Raw genomic sequence first — 16,239 nt, forward strand, 5'->3', positions numbered from 1 at the left:
CGGATGTCGGATTCCGTGTGGCGGAACCTTGCACGGGTGTGGAACGTAGAACCAGCACGAGCACAGCCCGTTCGCCCGCCTCCGCACGATCGTCCGTCCCCGCCCCGCCCGCCGAGGAGACCGTGTGATTCCCGCCTTACGAGCCCTCGTCCGCGCCGCCATGGCCGCGCGTCCGGTACCGCTCGCCGACGTCCAGGCACGGGCCGAACTCCTGGCCCGCTTCGGACACAGCTACCTCGTCCCGGTCGAGCTCTTCGCCGCCTTCGCCGCCGAACTGACCGACCGGCGCCGGCCCGGTGGCCCGTTCGTCGTGCTGTGCATCAACGGGCGGCGCTGGTTCCGCTACCGCTCGGTCCACTACGACACCCCTGACCTGCGCTTCTTTCACGACCACAGGGAGGGCGACCGGCCCGGCTATCTGATCCGCGAGCGGCGCTACGAGGACACCGGGCAGCGGCAGTTCGAGATCAAGCTGAGGGGGCGGCGCGGCGAAACGGTCAAGCACCGGCAGCCGCTGCTGCCGGAGGACGAGCCCCTCGGCCCGGCCCCGCGCGGCTTCCTGGCCTCCGTACTGGACCGCTCGTACGGCATCGCCGCCCCCGCCGACTTGGCCCTGGCCCTGGAAACGGAATACACCCGCACCACGTTCGTGGCGGACGGCCAGCGCATCACCTGTGACGCGGCGCTGCACTGCCGCGACCTGGCGACCGGCCGCACGGTACAGGCCGACGGCGGGCTGGTCCTCGTCGAGACCAGGACCACCGGCCGGCCGACCGCGGCCGACCGGTGGCTACACGGCTACGGCGTCCGGGCGGCGGACTTCACCAAGTACTGCGGCGGGCTGTCCGCCCTCCGCCCGGACCTGGCTGCGGCCCACTGGCGGAAGGCCGTCCACACGGTCTTTCCACCGGCTAGCCCGCGAACTCGTCCGCTCTGACGGCTCCCACGAACGCGGCCCATGAGCGGGCGGGGAAGACGAGCGCGGGGCCGTGGGGGTCCTTGGAGTCACGGACGGGGACGATGCCGGGGAGGTTGGGGGCGACCTCGACGCAGTTGCCACCCTCCTGGTTGCTGTAGCTGGACTTACGCCAAGCGGCGGCGCCGGGGAAGCCCTCGGCGACCTCGACGCAGCTGCCACCCTCCTCGTTGCTGTAGCTGGACTTGCGCCAGACTGCGGTGCTCAGATCGGGACGGGATGCGCTCAGCAAGGTAAGTCCCCTCCATGACGGATCGGATCATGTCGAGCGACATGTTCGGTGGCAGGGCCAGAGCCCGAACCTGATCGTAAGTGACCGCGTATGACTTCACCTCCTCTGGCTCCTCGATGAGTTGGCCGCTGTGGCCGCCTTCGATGTAGGCCGCTTCCGGGCCGTCCGGCAGCGTCAGCACCGTGAGCGACCAGCCCATGGCGCCGTGGGCACCGCTGCCGAAGGGCAGGACCTGAAGAGTGATGCGCGGATCGTCGGCCGCCTTCAGCAGGCGGGCAAGCTGGGCCCGCATCACAGCCGGACCGCCGATGGGCCGCCGCAAGACCGCTTCATCGAGGACGAACCAGAGGTCGGGCCCGTCGGGCTGTGCGAGCCGCGCCTGACGACCGAGTCGAGCGGCCAGCCGCTCTTCCAACTGCTCGGGGCTCCTCAACGTCAGCCCGACGCTCAGAACTTCGCGGGCGTAGTCCTCGGTCTGGAGTAGGCCTGGCACGACAGCCGCGCCGTACTCCCTGATGGCCACCGCTCGCTCCGAAAGCGCCATGAACTTCCGCGACCAGTCCGGAAACGTCTCCCGGTGGACGTACGGCCACAGGTCGATGAGCAAGCCGTCGGCGGCGAGGGCCCCGTCCAGGGCCTGGGCCAGTTTCAGGGTCGGCTTGGAGCCCGTCGTGCGCTCGACCTGATTGATCCGCGTGCTGTGCGTATGGGCGCGTTTTCCCAGCTCGGACTGGGTGAGTCCGGCCGCTTCGCGGAGTCTGCGGACCCGTAGTCCGAAGAGGGCTGCCATGGATGACGAGGGGTCAACTTCGTTGGCCAAAGGGTCACTTCCGTCCTTACGGCTTGAGAAGTAAGGAGCTACCGCCTTCCGCAGCCTATGCCGCACGGCAACGATGTAGGCACGGAACGTAGTGATCCGCAACGACAGACCCCCGCGACCGACGCGACCGGTCCGGGGGCATGGTCAACGCGCAATTTCGAGAGAGAACGTCGACATGTTTCAGCGTATTGCCCGCTGCCTCGCGCGGTGGGGGCTTCTCCGAACTCCCCGTCCGCAAGGGCGTCATCGCGCCGTCCCCGAGCCCCGTGTGACCCTGCACCGCAGGCCGCGTCGGCCGGTGATCGAGACGCCGATCGACGGTGACGCCTCGCCCCTCGTCCGCCCCTACCTCGTGGCGCATGAGCAGCGGGCTCGGCGGGACGCCCTGCTACTGGCCACGCTCGGTGTCGACGCCCCCGGCCCGTACTGGATCCACGGCGTGGAGGTCGCCCGATGAGCGGGGAGGGGACCGGTGAGGCCACCGGGGCCGCGGGGCGGCCGCTGCCCCTGCGCATGTGTGTGAGGTGTGAGCGGATCACGGACGAGCCCGTTCTCGTCGCCGAGGTGCACGGGAACAGCGGGCCCGGCTGGAACGTCTACGCCTGCCCGGGCTGCGCGCCGCACGTGCCCGCGGCGCCCGATCCCCTGGTGGTCATGGAAGCCCTGCTGGGGCGGCGGAGGGGCGAGCCGCGGCCGTGAGCGGGCCCATGGAGCGGCCTGGGGCTTCCTCCGGGCCGCCGCGCGGGCGGCCGACAGTGTGTCCGCGGGCGTGGTGAGCGCCATACAGACTGTCGGTACCGGGCCGCGGACCGTGATCCCTACGCTGGGGGCGTTCGCCGTGCCGATCCCTCGGCGGACCCGAGCGACCCGATCCGAGGTACTGACCGTGACCACGACGCACCCCTCTCCCGCCGCCGATCCCGCCGCCGGGGCGGCGGTCAAGGCCGCCGACCGCGCCCACGTCTTCCACTCCTGGTCCGCGCAGGGCCTGATCGACCCGCTGCCGGTCGCCGGCGCCGAGGGGTCGTACTTCTGGGACTACGACGGCAACCGCTACCTCGACTTCTCCTCCCAGCTGGTCAACACCAACATCGGCCACCAGCACCCCAAGGTCGTCGCGGCGATCCAGGAGCAGGCCGGGAAGCTGTGCACGCTCGCGCCCGGCTTCGCCGTGGACGTCCGGTCCGAGGCCGCGCGGCTGATCGCCGAGCGCACCCCGGGGGACCTCGACAAGATCTTCTTCACCAACGGCGGCGCCGAGGCGGTGGAGAACGCCGTCCGGATGGCCCGGCTGCACACCGGCCGCGCCAAGGTGCTGTCCGCCTACCGCTCGTACCACGGCGCGACCGCCGCGGCGATCAACCTGACCGGCGACCCGCGCCGCTGGCCCTCCGACACCGCCTCCGCCGGCGTGGTCCACTTCTGGGGCCCGTTCCTGTACCGCTCGCCGTTCCACGCGGAGACCGAGCAGCAGGAGTGCGAGCGCGCGCTGGCGCACCTGGAGCAGACCATCGCCTTCGAGGGGCCCCAGTCCATCGCGGCGATCGTCCTGGAGACCGTCCCGGGCACCGCCGGCATCATGGTCCCGCCGGCCGGCTACCTCGCCGGTGTCCGTGAGATCTGCGACCGCTACGGCATCGTCTTCATCCTCGACGAGGTCATGGCGGGCTTCGGGCGCACCGGCCACTGGTTCGCCGCCGACCACTTCGGCGTCACCCCCGACCTGCTCACCTTCGCCAAGGGCGTCAACTCCGGCTACGTCCCGCTGGGCGGTGTCGCGATCAGCGCCGAGATCGCCGCGACCTTCGACACGCGGCCGTACCCGGGCGGGCTGACGTACTCCGGCCACCCGCTGGCCTGCGCCTCCGCCGTCGCGACGATCAACGCGATGGCCGAGGAGCGGATCGTGGAGAACGCCGCCGAGATCGGTGAGAAGGTCATCGGGCCGGGGCTGCGCGAGATCGCCGAGCGGCACCCGTCCGTCGGCGAGGTCCGCGGCCTGGGCGTCTTCTGGGCCCTCGACCTGGTCAAGAACAAGGAGACCCGCGAGCCGCTGGTGCCGTACAACGCCTCCGGTGCGGCCAACGCCCCGATGGCGGAATTCGCCGCGGCCTGCAAGCGCGGCGGGCTGTGGCCGTTCGTCAACATGAACCGCACCCACGTCGTCCCGGCCTGCACGATCACCGAGGCCGAGGCCAAGGAGGGCCTGGCCGCCCTCGACGAGGCACTGGCGGCGGCCGATGCCCACACGCACTGACGCCCCCGCCGCCTGAGCGGCCGCCGCACGCAGCGGCACCCCGCGGCCCTCGCCTATGGTTGGCGGGGGCCGCTGCCACCCGCGGTCAGGGACGTCTAAGGAGACGCACACGATGGCCGCCGGCGGAGACAGCACAGTCATACGTCGCAGCACCCTGCGCCAGCAGATCGCCGACGCCCTGCGCGACGAGGTGCTCGCGGGCCGGCTGCCGTGCGGCCACCCGTTCACCGTCAAGGAGATCGCCGAGCAGTACGGCGTCTCCGCGACCCCGGTCCGCGAGGCGCTGCTCGACCTCTGCGCCCAGGGACTGCTCGACGTCGAACAGCACCGCGGCTTCAAGGTCCACGCCTTCACCGCCGACGACTTCCGGGCCATGGTCGAGGCCCGCACCCTGGTCATCGAGGGGATCTTCCGCAGCGGCGCCGAAGAGGCGCTCGCCGCCACCCCCGCCGAGGTGCTGATCTCCATCCGGCGCCGCGCCGACGAGGCCGAACGGGCCGCCCGGGCCGGCGACCTGGACGTGCTCATCGGCTACGACCTGCGGTTCTGGCGTGAGCTCGGCAACATCGTGAACAACGCCTACATCAGCGACTTCCTGGACCGCATCCGGGTCCAGACCTGGATGTACGCGGTGCCGCTGCTGCGCCGCGCCCCCGACCTCGCCAACCGCCTCTGGCACGGCCACTGCGCCCTGGCCGACGCCCTGGTCCAGCGCGACCTGGCCGCCGCCCAGCAGCTGATCGCCGAGCACAACGCGCACGCCCTGGCCGTGGTCCGCTAGCCGGTGGCCGCCGGGCGCGCCCGCTCTCGTCGGATGGCGCCGCGGGCACTACGCTGTCCCGACTCGGCCGTAATGGGCCGCACCCGTAGCTGTGCGTGCGCCGGTGTCCTTGTCCCCGACCGGAAGCGAGTCCTCACCCGTGGCATGTGACCTGTGGCTGGTACCCCTCGTCGATGTGCTGTGCCACAGCCCCGACAACCCGTTCTCCGAAGAGCTCGCCGCCTACGACAAGGCCCTGACGGAAGCGGGACTGCCACCGGTCCCCGTCTTCAGCTACATGCCGGGCCTGTCCGGGGACGTCGCCCCCGTCGCGGGCTTCGACTACGACGCACTGCACTTCCTGCGCCGCGCCTACCTGCTGCGGCTGTGCGGCCTGGAGGTCACCCCGGTCGACGAACTGGGCGGTGACTACGAGCAGTTGCTGGAGATGTTCGAGACCACCGCGCAGCAGTCCCACCTGGTCTGGCACTACGACCACGCGGGCGCGTACGTCCCGGTGGACTTCCCGCACCCGCTCGCCAACGACGAACTGCTGGAGGGCGGCGGCCCGCTGGGCTCCTCGCACGGTCTGCTGCGGGACCTGGAACTGGTTGCGCCATCCCTCGGTATCGATCCGGCCAATCCGCCGGCCGCACCGGAGCCGCCGGCCGGGCCGACCTCCCTGGAGGAGCGGGTGGGGGCGGTGCCCATGGACGACGGCCCGTTCGCCCGGGAGCGCCATGTCTGGCTCGGTCTGCACGCGGCGGCCACCCGCAGCCTGGGCCAGGGCTCGATGATCGTCTTCAGCTGATCCGGCGGGCGGCGGGGCGCGGCTTGTCGTCGCCCCCGCCCGCCGTCAGCGTCGTCGCCCCGCCCGCCGTCAGCGCGGTGATTCCGGCGGGCGCTGGCGGGGCATGTTGGGGCGGCCGCGGTGCGGCAGCGCGTACCGGCCCGGCGGCCCGGCGTGCTCCTGGCGGGGGGCCGCCCACGGCTCCGCGGACTGGGTGGCCCGCGGCGCCGGCCCGGTCCGGAACTCCGCCATCCAGTCGGCCGTCTCGGCCCGCACCAGCTCCCCGACGTCCTCGTGGAACCGCCGGAGCAGCCCCAGGCAGCGCTCGGCCGCCTCGCCCGCGGTGCCCTCCGTCGGCCCGAGCACCTCCCGCATGCCCTCCGACGCCCAGTCGAACTGCAGCGCCTCCAGCCGCCGGTGGATCGCCTGCGCGGTCGCCAGGTCCCGCATCCAGCCGGCCGTCACCCCGAAATACCGGTCGCAGCCCACGCACACCGCCGCCAGCAGCAGGGACAGACAGCCCCAGGGCGCCCCGCCCTCCCACACCCCGGCCAGGTCCAGCAGCGGCAGCACCCCGCCCCCCGTGACCCCGGCCGCGGCACCCAGCCGGAGCACCCGGGCGCCCCGGCGCTTGGCCAGCCGGTCGTGCAGGTACCAGTCGGCGGTGCGCAGCGCACCGGCCTCGGTCCAGAGGTAGAGCGCGGTGAGGCGGTCGCCCGGATCGCCCCAGCCGCCCGGGGGGAAGGCCCGCCCGCCGACGTCCCGTCGGGCCCGGCCCCGGACGCCGTCGACGTCCCGTCGGGTCCGGCCCCGGACGCCGTACCGGCGGAGCGGGCGGTCCCCGTGCCCGTGCTGAGGGGGCCCCTCGGGCTGCATCTCCGGCTGACTCACCCGTGCACTCCCTCTCTGCGCGCTCTACGGAACGGATACGTGCGGTGCCTGCGACGGGGGTCCCTCCCATGCCTTTCGGGCCGTGGGGGAGTACGGGACGGCCGTGGCGCGCCGCCCCCTTCCTACCGCCGAACGGCTGGCCTCGGCTCCAAGGTCCCGCTCTTTCCGCCCAGAAGTGGTGCGGGATCGGGTAGAGGACGGCGGGGAATCTCACCCGAAAGAGTCGCCGTCACGGCGGCGGACGGTTTCCGGACGGCCCGTCCGCCGTCCGGCCGCCCGGCCCACTCGTCTAGGCTGCCTGTCGTGAAGGTCCTCGTCATCGGCGGCGGCGCCCGCGAACACGCCCTGTGCCGCTCTCTGTCCCTCGACCCCGACGTCACCGCGCTGCACTGCGCCCCCGGCAACGCCGGCATCGCCGAGGTGGCCGAATTGCACGGGGTCGACGCCCTCGACGGCCGGGCCGTCGCCGACCTCGCCGCGCGCCTGGAGGCCGACCTGGTCGTCGTCGGTCCCGAGGCGCCCCTGGTGGCGGGCGTCGCGGACGCGGTCCGCGAGCGCGGCATCCCGGTCTTCGGCCCGTCGGCCGACGCCGCACAGCTGGAGGGCTCCAAGGCCTTCGCCAAGGACGTGATGGCCGCCGCGGCCGTCCCGACCGCCCGCAGCTACGTCTGCACCACCCCGGAAGAGATCGACGAGGCCCTGGACGCCTTCGGGGCGCCGTACGTGGTCAAGGACGACGGGCTGGCGGCCGGCAAGGGCGTCGTGGTGACCGACGACGTCGAGCAGGCCCGCGCCCACGCGCTGGCCTGCGACCGCGTGGTCATCGAGGAGTTCCTCGACGGGCCCGAGGTGTCGCTCTTCGCGATCACCGACGGCGAGACCGTCGTCCCGCTCCAGCCCGCCCAGGACTTCAAGCGCGCCTACGACGGCGACCAGGGCCCCAACACCGGCGGCATGGGCGCGTACAGCCCGCTGCCCTGGGCCGACCCGAAGCTGGTCGACGAGGTCATGGCGAGCGTGCTGCAGCCCACCGTCGACGAGCTGCGCCGCCGCGGCACCCCCTTCTCCGGTCTGCTCTACGCCGGCCTGGCGATCACCTCCCGCGGGGTCCGGGTGATCGAGTTCAACGCCCGCTTCGGCGACCCGGAGACCCAGGTCGTCCTGGCCCGCCTCAAGACGCCGCTCGGCGGGCTGCTGCGGGCCGCCGCCACCGGCAACCTCGCCGCGCTGCCGCCGCTGCGCTGGAGCGACGACGCGGCCGTCACGGTCGTCATCGCGTCCCACAACTACCCGGGCACCCCGCGCACCGGCGACGTCATCGAGGGCCTGGCCGACGTCGCCGCGCAGGACGCCCCCGACGCCTACGTGCTGCACGCCGGCACCAAGCTCGACGAGGGCGGCGCGGTGCGCAGTGCGGGCGGCCGGGTGCTGTCCGTCACGGCCTCCGGAGCGGACCTCGCCGCCGCCCGTGAGCGCGCCTACCGGGCCGTGGACCGGATCTCCCTGGACGGCTCCCAGCACCGTACGGACATCGCCGCCAAGGCCGCCGCGGAGGCCGCGGGCGCCTGAGCCGCCCGCGCCGTGGGTCCCGCGCCCCCGGGCCCACGGCGCCGCACCGCCGGTTCCCGGCTTTGCCCAAAGCCATTCCATCGAGTGACCACGCCAGATTCCGGCTGACGGGACGAGGCCCCGCAACTAGGGTGCCGCGCAAGCGTCCTGCAGCCGCCGCGTCCGCTACCGGTGCGGTGGCCATGGGGACGTCCGGCAAGTGGCTCACCGGCATTGCGATGTCAGTGGCCGGTGCCACAGTGGTGGTGAGTGAGCTCGCTCCACCACACCGCGCAATGTTCGAAGGCGTCCGTCCACTGTTCTCTCCGTCCGGCTCCATCAGGACAGCAGGGGGTGTACAGGCTCGTGGCAAGTCCGGAAACAGGCGTCCTGGCGGCGCGTGCCCGTGCCCTCGCCGTGCTGCGGATCCGCGGCGCCGCGCTGGCCGTGGCGCTGCTGCCCGCGGCGGTGGCGGTGGTGCTGGCCGTCGGCCGGGCCACCGGCCGTCTCGGCCCGGGCTGGGATCCGGCCGGCCGGGTGGCCGGCGGACTCGCGCTGGTCGGCCTGCTCCTGGCCGCGCTGGTCGGGGCCGTGATCGCGCGCGCCCGGCCGGCCCTGAGCCCCTCCGTGCCGCTCACCGAGGAATCCGCCCCCGACCTCTACCGCCTCGTCCGTGACCTGGCCGACCGGCTGGAGGTCCCCGCGCCGTCCGCCATAGCGCTCACCCCGGACTGCGACAGCTGGCTGGAGGACCGTACGCACCGCGCCCACGGCCCGCCCCGGGGCGCCGGGGGGCCCGCGTCCGGTGCCGGGCGCCGGGCCGAGGCCCCGGTCCTGGTGATCGGCTCACCGTTCCTGTGGTGGATGCGGGTCGCCGAGCTGCGCGCCCTGCTGGCCCCCGTAGTGGCCGGCACGGGCCCGTCCGCGCATCCGGACATAGCCGCCGCCCGCCGCTTCATCCGCGGCCTGGACGCCGCCGTCGCGGTCGCCGCCCGCGCCCGCGGCCCGCTGCGCGGCCCCGCGCTCCGCTTCGCCGGCCGGGTGGCCCGGCTGCTGCTCCGCGCCTGCCGCGAACACGCCACGATCATGGAACGGGCCGTCGCGGCCGCCGCCTCCGAGCGCGCCCAGACCGTCGACTACGGCCTGCGGATCGTCGCCCAGGAGCAGGTCGGCCTGGCCTACGCGGGCTGGGACCGGCTGCTGACCCGGGTCGCGCTGCCCGCCTGGCGGATGGGCCGCTGGCCGTCCCGCCTGGACGCCGGAGTGGTCTCCGCGCTCACCGAGCTCTCCCGCCGCGACCGCCTCGCCGACGGCTTCGCCTCCCGGCTGGGCGAGCGCCCCGCCTGCGACCTCCTGGAGGAGCCCGGCGCCATCGACCGCGCCGCCTCCCTGCTGGCCGCCCGGCTCTTCCACGGCGGTCCGGCCGAGCCCGGACCCGACTGGTCACCGGTCGGCTGGAACCAGTACCCGGAAGAGGTCGTGGACCGGAAGTGGCGCCTGGAGGCGGCCCGCCTCCACCGCGTCCTCGACGACCTCCCGACCCCGGCGCTCGGCCCCGCCCCGGCCACGCCCCCGGTGGAGCCGTCCCCCGCCCCGTCCTTCTCGTACGCCGGCAGCCCGGCCGGTACGCCCACGGGCCGCGGCGGCCCGGCGGACCACCGGCCCGGCGACGGGCGTCCCGGCGGCCCGCCGTCCGCGTCCGCCGCGCCGCCGGGCCCGACGCTCGACCGGGTCATCGACCGGCTCACCCAGGGCGCGCACGCCGGCGACCTGGTCGCCGCCCGGCTGGGCGCGGAGGTCGAGCGCGAGGAGCGCGAGGAGGCGGCCCGCCAGGCCGCCCGCGGCGGTCCGGCCCAGGATGCCGCGGCGGGCGTGGCCTGGGGCGACGGCCTGGCGGAGGGCGGCCTGCCGCTGTTCCCGCTGCAGCCGCCCCGTACGGGCCGGGAGCTGCTCGCCGACCACGTCACGGCCATGGTCTGCTGCGCCGCGGTGGACACCGCCGGCGCGGTCCCCGGCCTGGACTGGCTCGACGGCCCCGCACTGCTGGTCAACGGCGCCCGCCGGTCCGACCTGGGCAGCTCGGTGCTCAGCCTGGTCGACGACGGGGATGCGGGCCCGCTCCGCGGCTGGCTGACGACGGTCGGCGTGCGCCCGGAGAAGCCGGTCCGCCTGGTGTGACCCCGGGCCGTACGTGCCCCGCCGTACCGGCTGAATGTTCCCTTCGTGATGTTCCCTTCGTGATTCGGAGCCACAGGCATCTGAATTCACGACGAAGGGTGATGGAGTAAGTGCGTAATGTGATGTGCTGGGGGTGGCCGGGTTCACCCAGCCGGACGCAACGCCGGCCCGAGCGGCCGCGGCCAGTGGGGGACGCGGGAGGGGAGTGGAAGGTGGCGACGGAACAGATCAGGCGCTGGGAGTCGGGCGCCCTCGCCCACGCGGTCACGGACCCGTTCGGGCAGGGCCCGCTGCCCTGGCTGCGCGGCAGCGAGAACTACTTCGACTCCGGCCGCATCATCCCCTGGTACGTCGACCCCGCCGTGGCCCAGGGCGATCTGCGGGCCCCCGCGCCCCGCAAGCTCGACGGCCCGCGCACCGCCGATGACGTGCACGGCCAGATCAAGGGCTTCGCCAATTCCGGCGCGGTGGCGCCGGGGGAGGCCATCGACTTCCGGATCTCGGTCGACCCGCCCCAGCCGTTCAGCATCGACGTCTACCGCATCGGCCACTACGCCGGCGCCGGCGCCTCCAAGATCACCACCAGCCCCCGGCTGTCCGGCATCGTCCAGCCGCCCCCGATGGCCGCCGGCCGCACCGTCTCCTGCCACCACTGGTGGCTGTCCTGGCGCCTCCAGGTCCCCGCGTTCTGGCAGCTCGGCGCCTATGTCGCGGTCCTGACCACCGCCGACGGCTGCCGCTCCCACATCCCCTTCACGGTCCGCGACGACCACCCCGCCGACCTCCTGCTCCTCCTGCCCGACATCACCTGGCAGGCGTACAACCTCTTCCCGGAGGACGGCTGTACGGGCGCCAGCCTCTACCACGCCTGGGACGAGAAGGGCGCCCTGCTCGGCGAGCAGGACGCCGCCACCACCGTCTCCTTCGACCGCCCCTACGCCGGCGCCGGCCTGCCCCTGCACGTCGGCCACGCCTACGACTTCATCCGCTGGGCCGAGCGCTACGGCTACGACCTCGCCTACGCCGACGCCCGCGATCTGCACGCCGGTCGGGTCGACCCCTCGCGCTACCGCGGCCTGGTCTTCCCCGGCCACGACGAGTACTGGTCGGTGCCGATGCGCCGCACGGTCGAGCTGGCCCGGGACACCGGCACCTCCCTGGTCTTCCTCTCCGCCAACACCATGTACTGGCAGGTCGAGCTCGCCCCGTCCCCCTCGGGCAGCCCCGACTCCCTGCTCACCTGCCGGAAACGCCAGGGACCCGGCCGCCCCGCCCTGTGGCGCGAGCTGGGCGACCCCGAGCAGCGCCTGCTGGGCATCCAGTACGCCGGCCGGGTCCCCGAGCCGGCCCCGATGATCGTCCGCAACGTCGACCACTGGCTCTGGGAGGCCACCGGCGCGCACGAAGGCGATGAACTCCCCGGCCTGGTCGCCGGCGAGGCCGACCGCTACTTCCCCCGCACCAGCCTCCCCGACCACACCCACCGCATCCTGCTCGCGCACTCCCCGTACCGCGACGGCGAGGGCAACCGCCGCCATCAGGAGACCTCCCTCTACCGCGCCCCCAGTGGCGCCCTGGTCTTCGCCTCCGGCACCTTCGCCTGGTCCCCCGCCCTGGACCGCCCCGGCCACGTCGACGAACGCATCCAACGCGCCACCGCCAACCTCCTCGACCGCATCTGCAAACGGGACTAGGCACTTCGGCCCGCCGCCCACACACTTGGCCGCCCCGCCCCGCCCCGCCCCGCCCCGCCACGATCGCGCTCGCGGCGCCCCGTACGTACCTGGCCGTCCTGCCGCGGGGCTTCTCGCCGTTCCGCTTCGCGGCGCCCCCGTACGCGCGCAACGAGCCCCGCGCCGGGACACCCAGCTACCTACACGGCACCGCCGAGCGCAGCGGCTACGCGTCTTCGGCCCTGGTCGTCGGCAGCAGCTCCCGGATGTCGTGCGGCAGGGAGTGGCTCAGGTGCTCCATCAGTTCCGGGGCCAACGCGGCGTCCAGCACCTCGAAGACCGCCGCCGCCTCCTGGAGGGCCGCCTGCTCGGAGAGCCCGCCGCGCCAGGCGACCCGCGCGGCGAAGACCGTGAGGTCGAAGCGCTCGCCGTCGCCCGGAGGGCCGCCGGGCCGTTCCGCCGAAGGCCCGGCGGAACCGCCGGACCGCTGCGGCTCCCGGGTCAGATGGCCCGCCAATTCGTGCGGCAACTGCGCCGCGATGTGCCGGGCCAGCCCGGAAGGTACCCGCTCGCCCACCGTCTCCAGCGTCGAGCGGACCGCTCGTTCGGCCGCGCCCCGGTCCGGCAGTGAGGCGCGTTCCTGCACCAGAGCGAGGAACTCGTGATGCTGCATGGTTCTGCCTCCCTTCCCAGCCGTCACCTACCCGGGGCGCGCGCCGCCCATCACAGGCGGAGTGATTCAGCCCTCCTTGCCGATTTCCTTGCTGACCTCCGCCGGCGACGGATATTCCTTCGACGGCAGCTTCTTCAGCGCGTCCATGATGTCCTTGCCGGCGCCGTGGCGACTGGCCTCACTGACGATGGCGTCCTTCGAGGCGGGGTACTCGACGCCGCCGAGGCACTTCTGCATTTCGATGGGGTTCACCTTCATGCCGGGAGGAATAACCGCTCCCGCGCGCCGCGTACCGCCGCCGCCCCGCGGACCACCTCAAGAGCCCAACCGGCCGCCCGCCGGCCCCCACCGCCCAAGAAATACGCCCGGTTCTCCCTGGTTTGTCGCCGCTGGGCGCCGGGAACCCATCGACAGACCCGACGTACGGCCGACTTCTGGAGGCATGTCATGGCGGAGTCCGGACCGGTGAGCGACACGCTCTGGGACGAGTTCCACGCCCTGGTCAATATGACCTCGCGCGAGCTGAAGGACTGGCTGAGCACCGACGCGGCGGGCGAGGAGACCGAGGAGGTCCCCGACCGGGCCGGCAAGCGCACCGGCCGCCGGGTCCTGGAGATCCTGGGCAAGCGCCGCACCGACCTCACGGCGGACGACGCGCGGATCATGGCGCAGGTCTGCGACACCGTCCGCTCCCAACGGGACGCCTCCCGCGACCCCCAGGCCGGCGGCGACTCCTGGCGCCACGGCCTGATGAGCATGGGCCACGACCCGCTCAAGCCCGCCTAGCGGGCCCCCGCACCCCTGCGGCATCGCCGTACCTCGGCGTACGGGAGAATCGGTACGACTCCTGGATCAACCTACGCGGAGGAAGCGTGTCCGGTTTTGTAGAAAAGCCTGAGCCCGTGGAGGTCCCGGGGCTCACCCACCTTCACACCGGCAAGGTGCGCGACCTCTACCAGAACGCCGCCGGTGAGCTGATCATGGTCGCCAGCGACCGCATCTCCGCCTACGACTGGGTGCTGCCCAGCGAGATCCCCGACAAGGGCCGGGTGCTCACCCAGCTGTCCCTGTGGTGGTTCGACCAGCTCTCCGACCTGGCCGCCGACCACGTGCTGTCCACCGAGCTCCCGCCCGGCGCCCCGGCCGACTGGGCGGGCCGCACCCTGGTCTGCAAGTCGCTGCGCATGGTCCCCGTCGAGTGCGTGGCCCGCGGCTACCTCGCCGGCTCCGGCCTCGTCGAGTACCGCCAGAGCCGTACCGTCTGCGGTCTGGCGCTCCCCGAGGGCCTGGACGACGGCTCCGAGCTCCCCGCGCCGATCTTCACCCCCGCGACCAAGGCCGCGGTCGGCGACCACGACGAGAACGTCTCCTACGAAGAGGTCGCCCGCCAGATCGGCGCCGAGACCGCCGCCCAGCTGCGCCAGCTGACCCTGGCCGTCTACGCCCGGGCCCGCGACATCGCCCGCGAACGCGGACTGATCCTGGCGGACACCAAGTTCGAGTTCGGCTTCGACGGCGACACCCTCGTCCTGGCCGACGAGGTCCTCACCCCGGACTCCTCCCGCTACTGGCCCGCCGACCAGTGGCAGCCCGGCCGCTCCCAGCCGTCCTTCGACAAGCAGTACGTGCGCGACTGGCTCACCTCGCCCGCCTCGGGCTGGGACCGCACCGGCGAGCAGCCGCCGCCCGCCCTCCCGCAGGAGGTCATCGAGCGCACCCGCGCCAAGTACATCGAGGCGTACGAGCGCCTCACCGGCCTGAGCTGGTCGTAACGGCCGCCGGACGCCCAGCCGGACACAAAGGGAAGAGCCCCCGGTCACCGACCGGGGGCTCTTCCTCCATGGAGCGGACGACGAGGCTCGAACTCGCGACCTCAACCTTGGCAAGGTTGCGCTCTACCAACTGAGCTACGTCCGCATGCTCCGTGCCGAGCTCCTGTTTCCAGTCGCTCACCGCGCGGTGCGGGGTCCACTATAGCCAACCCTGGGGGCGTCCGAGGACCGCCGCCGCAGGACGGATCCGTCCCGGCCGGCTCACGCGGCCACCGAGGGTCGGTCGACGCACACCGGCCCCGGCGCCAGACGCACACCGGCCCCGGCGCCGTCGGAAGCCGGGAGCCCGCCCCCTTCGAACGCCAACTCCCCAGCCGGCGAAACAGTTTCCGCCGGCAAGGCCCGGAGGGTCCGCGCCTTCTCCGCCGGTGGCCGTCGCCCGGAACCCGGAAAACGATCTGCGAGCTCCCGACGCGTTCTCTTCCCTCTCGATCACTGCGCCCGTGACATCCCTCACGCCAATTCCTGCAGATCATGATTCCGGGCGGTCGGCGGGAAATGCAGAAGGCCCCGGTCACAAGGACCGGGGCCTTCATTCTGAGCGGACGACGAGGCTCGAACTCGCGACCTCAACCTTGGCAAGGTTGCGCTCTACCAACTGAGCTACGTCCGCAGGCATCCACTCGGCTTTCACCGGTGGCGCGACAGCTACTCTACCTGATCCAAAAGACTGGTCGAGACTGTCAGAGCGGGTGACAGGGATTGCACACTGCGCCTCCCCCTTGGAAAGGGGGCGCTCTACTACTGAGCTACACCCGCGTGACTCCTCGGGGCCCGGCCTTTCGGCCTCGCCCCTCGGCGTGCTCCAGACTCTAGCTGATCAGTAGGGGTGCTGTGCAAGTCGGCTGCGCCCGGGCCGGCGGACGCCGGCAAGTCGGTTAGTGGTTCGCCGCGTTGAAGGCCTCGTAGACCTTCTTGGGGATCCGGCCGCGCGGCGGGACGTCCATCTGGTGCGAGCGGGCCCAGGCGCGGACGGCGGCCGGGTCGGGGGTCACCGCGGTACGGGTGTAGGCCTTGCCGGACTTGGCCCGCTTACGGCCGGCCTCGACGAAGGGAGCGAGGGCGCCGCGCAGTTTCTTCGCATTGGCGGGATTGAGGTCGATCTCGTACGACTTCCCGTCCAATCCGAAGGCGACCGTCTCTGCGGCTTCTCCTCCGTCGATGTCATCGGAGAGCGTTACTACTACGCGCTGCGCCACGGATATCGGTCCTTTCGTGGAGCGACCCCGTGTTGACGTGGGGTGATGCTCCGGATCCGGCTGATTGGGATCAATGCTTTTTCATTTGTACAGCGATGGGCATTGCATTGTGAAGCCCAGTTAATTTCGTCAGCGTGTCTTCCCGCAATCCGGCCTCCGGATCTTTTCGAGGATTTTCCCTGGGGTGCACTCCGCCCGATACCGCACCGTGATCGGGCAGGCAGGATATCTATGCGCGTAGATTTTCGAACACGGTACTGTGAGGGCACCGCCTTACGCACCACACCACCGGGAGTGCCCGTGGCACGCGTCGTAGTCGACGTCATGCTCAAGCCGGAGATCCTCGACCCGCAGGGGCAGGCGGTGCAGCGCGCACTGCCTCGTCTGGGTTTCGAAGGGATCGCCGATGT

Annotated in this window: 18 protein-coding genes and 3 tRNA genes; 12 read left to right on the forward strand and 9 right to left on the reverse strand. The window is 72.7% G+C overall.

Annotated elements, in window-relative coordinates; genetic code table 11:
• Nucleotides 1-124 precede the first annotated feature (124 nt).
• Complete coding sequence (locus AB0G35_RS32815; protein WP_360957043.1) at nt 125-937, forward strand: VTC domain-containing protein; 813 nt, start codon at nt 125-127, stop codon at nt 935-937.
• On the opposite strand, the gene AB0G35_RS32820 is transcribed toward AB0G35_RS32815, so the two are convergent.
• Both AB0G35_RS32820 and AB0G35_RS32825 read right to left on the reverse strand, forming a co-directional pair.
• A complete protein-coding gene (locus AB0G35_RS32820; RefSeq protein ID WP_360957081.1) occupies nt 912-1,184 on the reverse strand; it encodes a DUF397 domain-containing protein in 273 nt (90 codons plus the stop codon). The genes AB0G35_RS32815 and AB0G35_RS32820 overlap by 26 nt on opposite strands.
• Complete coding sequence (locus AB0G35_RS32825) at nt 1,084-1,998, reverse strand: helix-turn-helix transcriptional regulator (RefSeq protein WP_360957084.1); 915 nt, start codon at nt 1,996-1,998, stop codon at nt 1,084-1,086. The genes AB0G35_RS32820 and AB0G35_RS32825 overlap by 101 nt, the downstream gene beginning before the upstream one ends.
• A gap of 205 nt (nt 1,999-2,203) precedes the next feature.
• Here AB0G35_RS32825 and AB0G35_RS32830 point away from each other — a divergent pair, with 205 nt between their 5' ends.
• From AB0G35_RS32830 to AB0G35_RS32850, 5 genes are all read left to right on the forward strand, one after another.
• Nucleotides 2,204-2,485, forward strand: coding sequence for a hypothetical protein (locus AB0G35_RS32830; protein ID WP_360957046.1), 282 nt, complete (start codon nt 2,204-2,206; stop codon nt 2,483-2,485).
• The gene (locus AB0G35_RS32835; RefSeq protein WP_360957049.1) at nt 2,482-2,727 is read left to right on the forward strand and encodes a hypothetical protein; all 246 of its coding nucleotides are present in this window, start codon (nt 2,482-2,484) and stop codon (nt 2,725-2,727) included. The genes AB0G35_RS32830 and AB0G35_RS32835 overlap by 4 nt, the downstream gene beginning before the upstream one ends.
• A gap of 187 nt (nt 2,728-2,914) precedes the next feature.
• Nucleotides 2,915-4,285, forward strand: a complete 1,371-nt coding sequence (locus AB0G35_RS32840) for an aspartate aminotransferase family protein (RefSeq protein WP_360957052.1) — start codon at nt 2,915-2,917, stop codon at nt 4,283-4,285.
• A gap of 112 nt (nt 4,286-4,397) precedes the next feature.
• Nucleotides 4,398-5,066, forward strand: coding sequence for a GntR family transcriptional regulator (locus AB0G35_RS32845; protein ID WP_360957054.1), 669 nt, complete (start codon nt 4,398-4,400; stop codon nt 5,064-5,066).
• Nucleotides 5,067-5,205: 139 nt separating this feature from the next.
• Nucleotides 5,206-5,856 (forward strand): hypothetical protein, encoded by a 651-nt coding sequence (locus AB0G35_RS32850; protein ID WP_360957057.1) that lies wholly within the window; start codon nt 5,206-5,208, stop codon nt 5,854-5,856.
• Nucleotides 5,857-5,925: 69 nt separating this feature from the next.
• Here AB0G35_RS32850 and AB0G35_RS32855 read toward each other — a convergent pair whose 3' ends face one another.
• The gene (locus AB0G35_RS32855) at nt 5,926-6,726 is read right to left on the reverse strand and encodes an SLATT domain-containing protein (RefSeq protein ID WP_360957059.1); all 801 of its coding nucleotides are present in this window, start codon (nt 6,724-6,726) and stop codon (nt 5,926-5,928) included.
• Between the two features lie 303 nt (nt 6,727-7,029).
• Between AB0G35_RS32855 and purD the strand changes: the two genes are divergently transcribed.
• From purD to AB0G35_RS32870, 3 genes are all read left to right on the forward strand, one after another.
• Entirely contained in the window at nt 7,030-8,295 is a 1,266-nt protein-coding gene (gene purD, locus AB0G35_RS32860) for a phosphoribosylamine--glycine ligase (RefSeq protein ID WP_360957062.1), read from the forward strand.
• A gap of 345 nt (nt 8,296-8,640) precedes the next feature.
• The gene (locus AB0G35_RS32865) at nt 8,641-10,452 is read left to right on the forward strand and encodes a hypothetical protein (RefSeq protein ID WP_360957065.1); all 1,812 of its coding nucleotides are present in this window, start codon (nt 8,641-8,643) and stop codon (nt 10,450-10,452) included.
• Nucleotides 10,453-10,664: 212 nt separating this feature from the next.
• Nucleotides 10,665-12,146: a N,N-dimethylformamidase beta subunit family domain-containing protein gene (locus AB0G35_RS32870; protein WP_360957067.1), complete on the forward strand. Its 1,482-nt coding sequence runs from the start codon at nt 10,665-10,667 to the stop codon at nt 12,144-12,146.
• Nucleotides 12,147-12,351: 205 nt separating this feature from the next.
• Here AB0G35_RS32870 and AB0G35_RS32875 read toward each other — a convergent pair whose 3' ends face one another.
• Together AB0G35_RS32875 and AB0G35_RS32880 are read right to left on the reverse strand one after the other, a co-directional pair.
• A complete protein-coding gene (locus AB0G35_RS32875) occupies nt 12,352-12,798 on the reverse strand; it encodes a DUF2267 domain-containing protein (RefSeq protein ID WP_360957070.1) in 447 nt (148 codons plus the stop codon).
• A 66-nt stretch (nt 12,799-12,864) separates the two neighbouring features.
• Nucleotides 12,865-13,056 carry a DUF2795 domain-containing protein gene (locus AB0G35_RS32880; RefSeq protein ID WP_360957072.1) on the reverse strand — a complete coding sequence of 64 codons (192 nt, stop codon included), beginning with the start codon at nt 13,054-13,056 and terminating at the stop codon, nt 12,865-12,867.
• Nucleotides 13,057-13,245: 189 nt separating this feature from the next.
• On the opposite strand from AB0G35_RS32880, the gene AB0G35_RS32885 reads away from it, so the two are divergent.
• Nucleotides 13,246-13,584 (forward strand): DUF3140 domain-containing protein, encoded by a 339-nt coding sequence (locus AB0G35_RS32885; RefSeq protein ID WP_360957075.1) that lies wholly within the window; start codon nt 13,246-13,248, stop codon nt 13,582-13,584.
• Nucleotides 13,585-13,670: 86 nt separating this feature from the next.
• A complete protein-coding gene (locus AB0G35_RS32890) occupies nt 13,671-14,570 on the forward strand; it encodes a phosphoribosylaminoimidazolesuccinocarboxamide synthase (RefSeq protein WP_360957078.1) in 900 nt (299 codons plus the stop codon).
• A 69-nt stretch (nt 14,571-14,639) separates the two neighbouring features.
• On the opposite strand, the gene AB0G35_RS32895 is transcribed toward AB0G35_RS32890, so the two are convergent.
• The 4 genes from AB0G35_RS32895 to AB0G35_RS32910 all read right to left on the reverse strand — a co-directional run bounded on the left by AB0G35_RS32895 (nt 14,640) and on the right by AB0G35_RS32910 (nt 15,829).
• Nucleotides 14,640-14,715, reverse strand: a tRNA-Gly gene (locus AB0G35_RS32895).
• A 455-nt stretch (nt 14,716-15,170) separates the two neighbouring features.
• Nucleotides 15,171-15,243: transfer RNA gene (locus AB0G35_RS32900), tRNA-Gly, on the reverse strand.
• Between the two features lie 74 nt (nt 15,244-15,317).
• A tRNA-Gly gene (locus AB0G35_RS32905) sits at nt 15,318-15,389 on the reverse strand.
• Between the two features lie 119 nt (nt 15,390-15,508).
• Nucleotides 15,509-15,829, reverse strand: a complete 321-nt coding sequence (locus AB0G35_RS32910) for an Lsr2 family protein (protein WP_030414484.1) — start codon at nt 15,827-15,829, stop codon at nt 15,509-15,511.
• Between the two features lie 300 nt (nt 15,830-16,129).
• On the opposite strand from AB0G35_RS32910, the gene AB0G35_RS32915 reads away from it, so the two are divergent.
• A partial coding sequence (locus tag AB0G35_RS32915; protein WP_359807651.1) for a phosphoribosylformylglycinamidine synthase subunit PurS occupies nt 16,130-16,239 on the forward strand: 110 nt, incomplete at its 3' end.

The sequence above is a fragment of the Streptomyces sp. NPDC021749 genome (genome assembly GCF_040640655.1).
Taxonomy (GTDB): domain Bacteria; phylum Actinomycetota; class Actinomycetes; order Streptomycetales; family Streptomycetaceae; genus Streptomyces.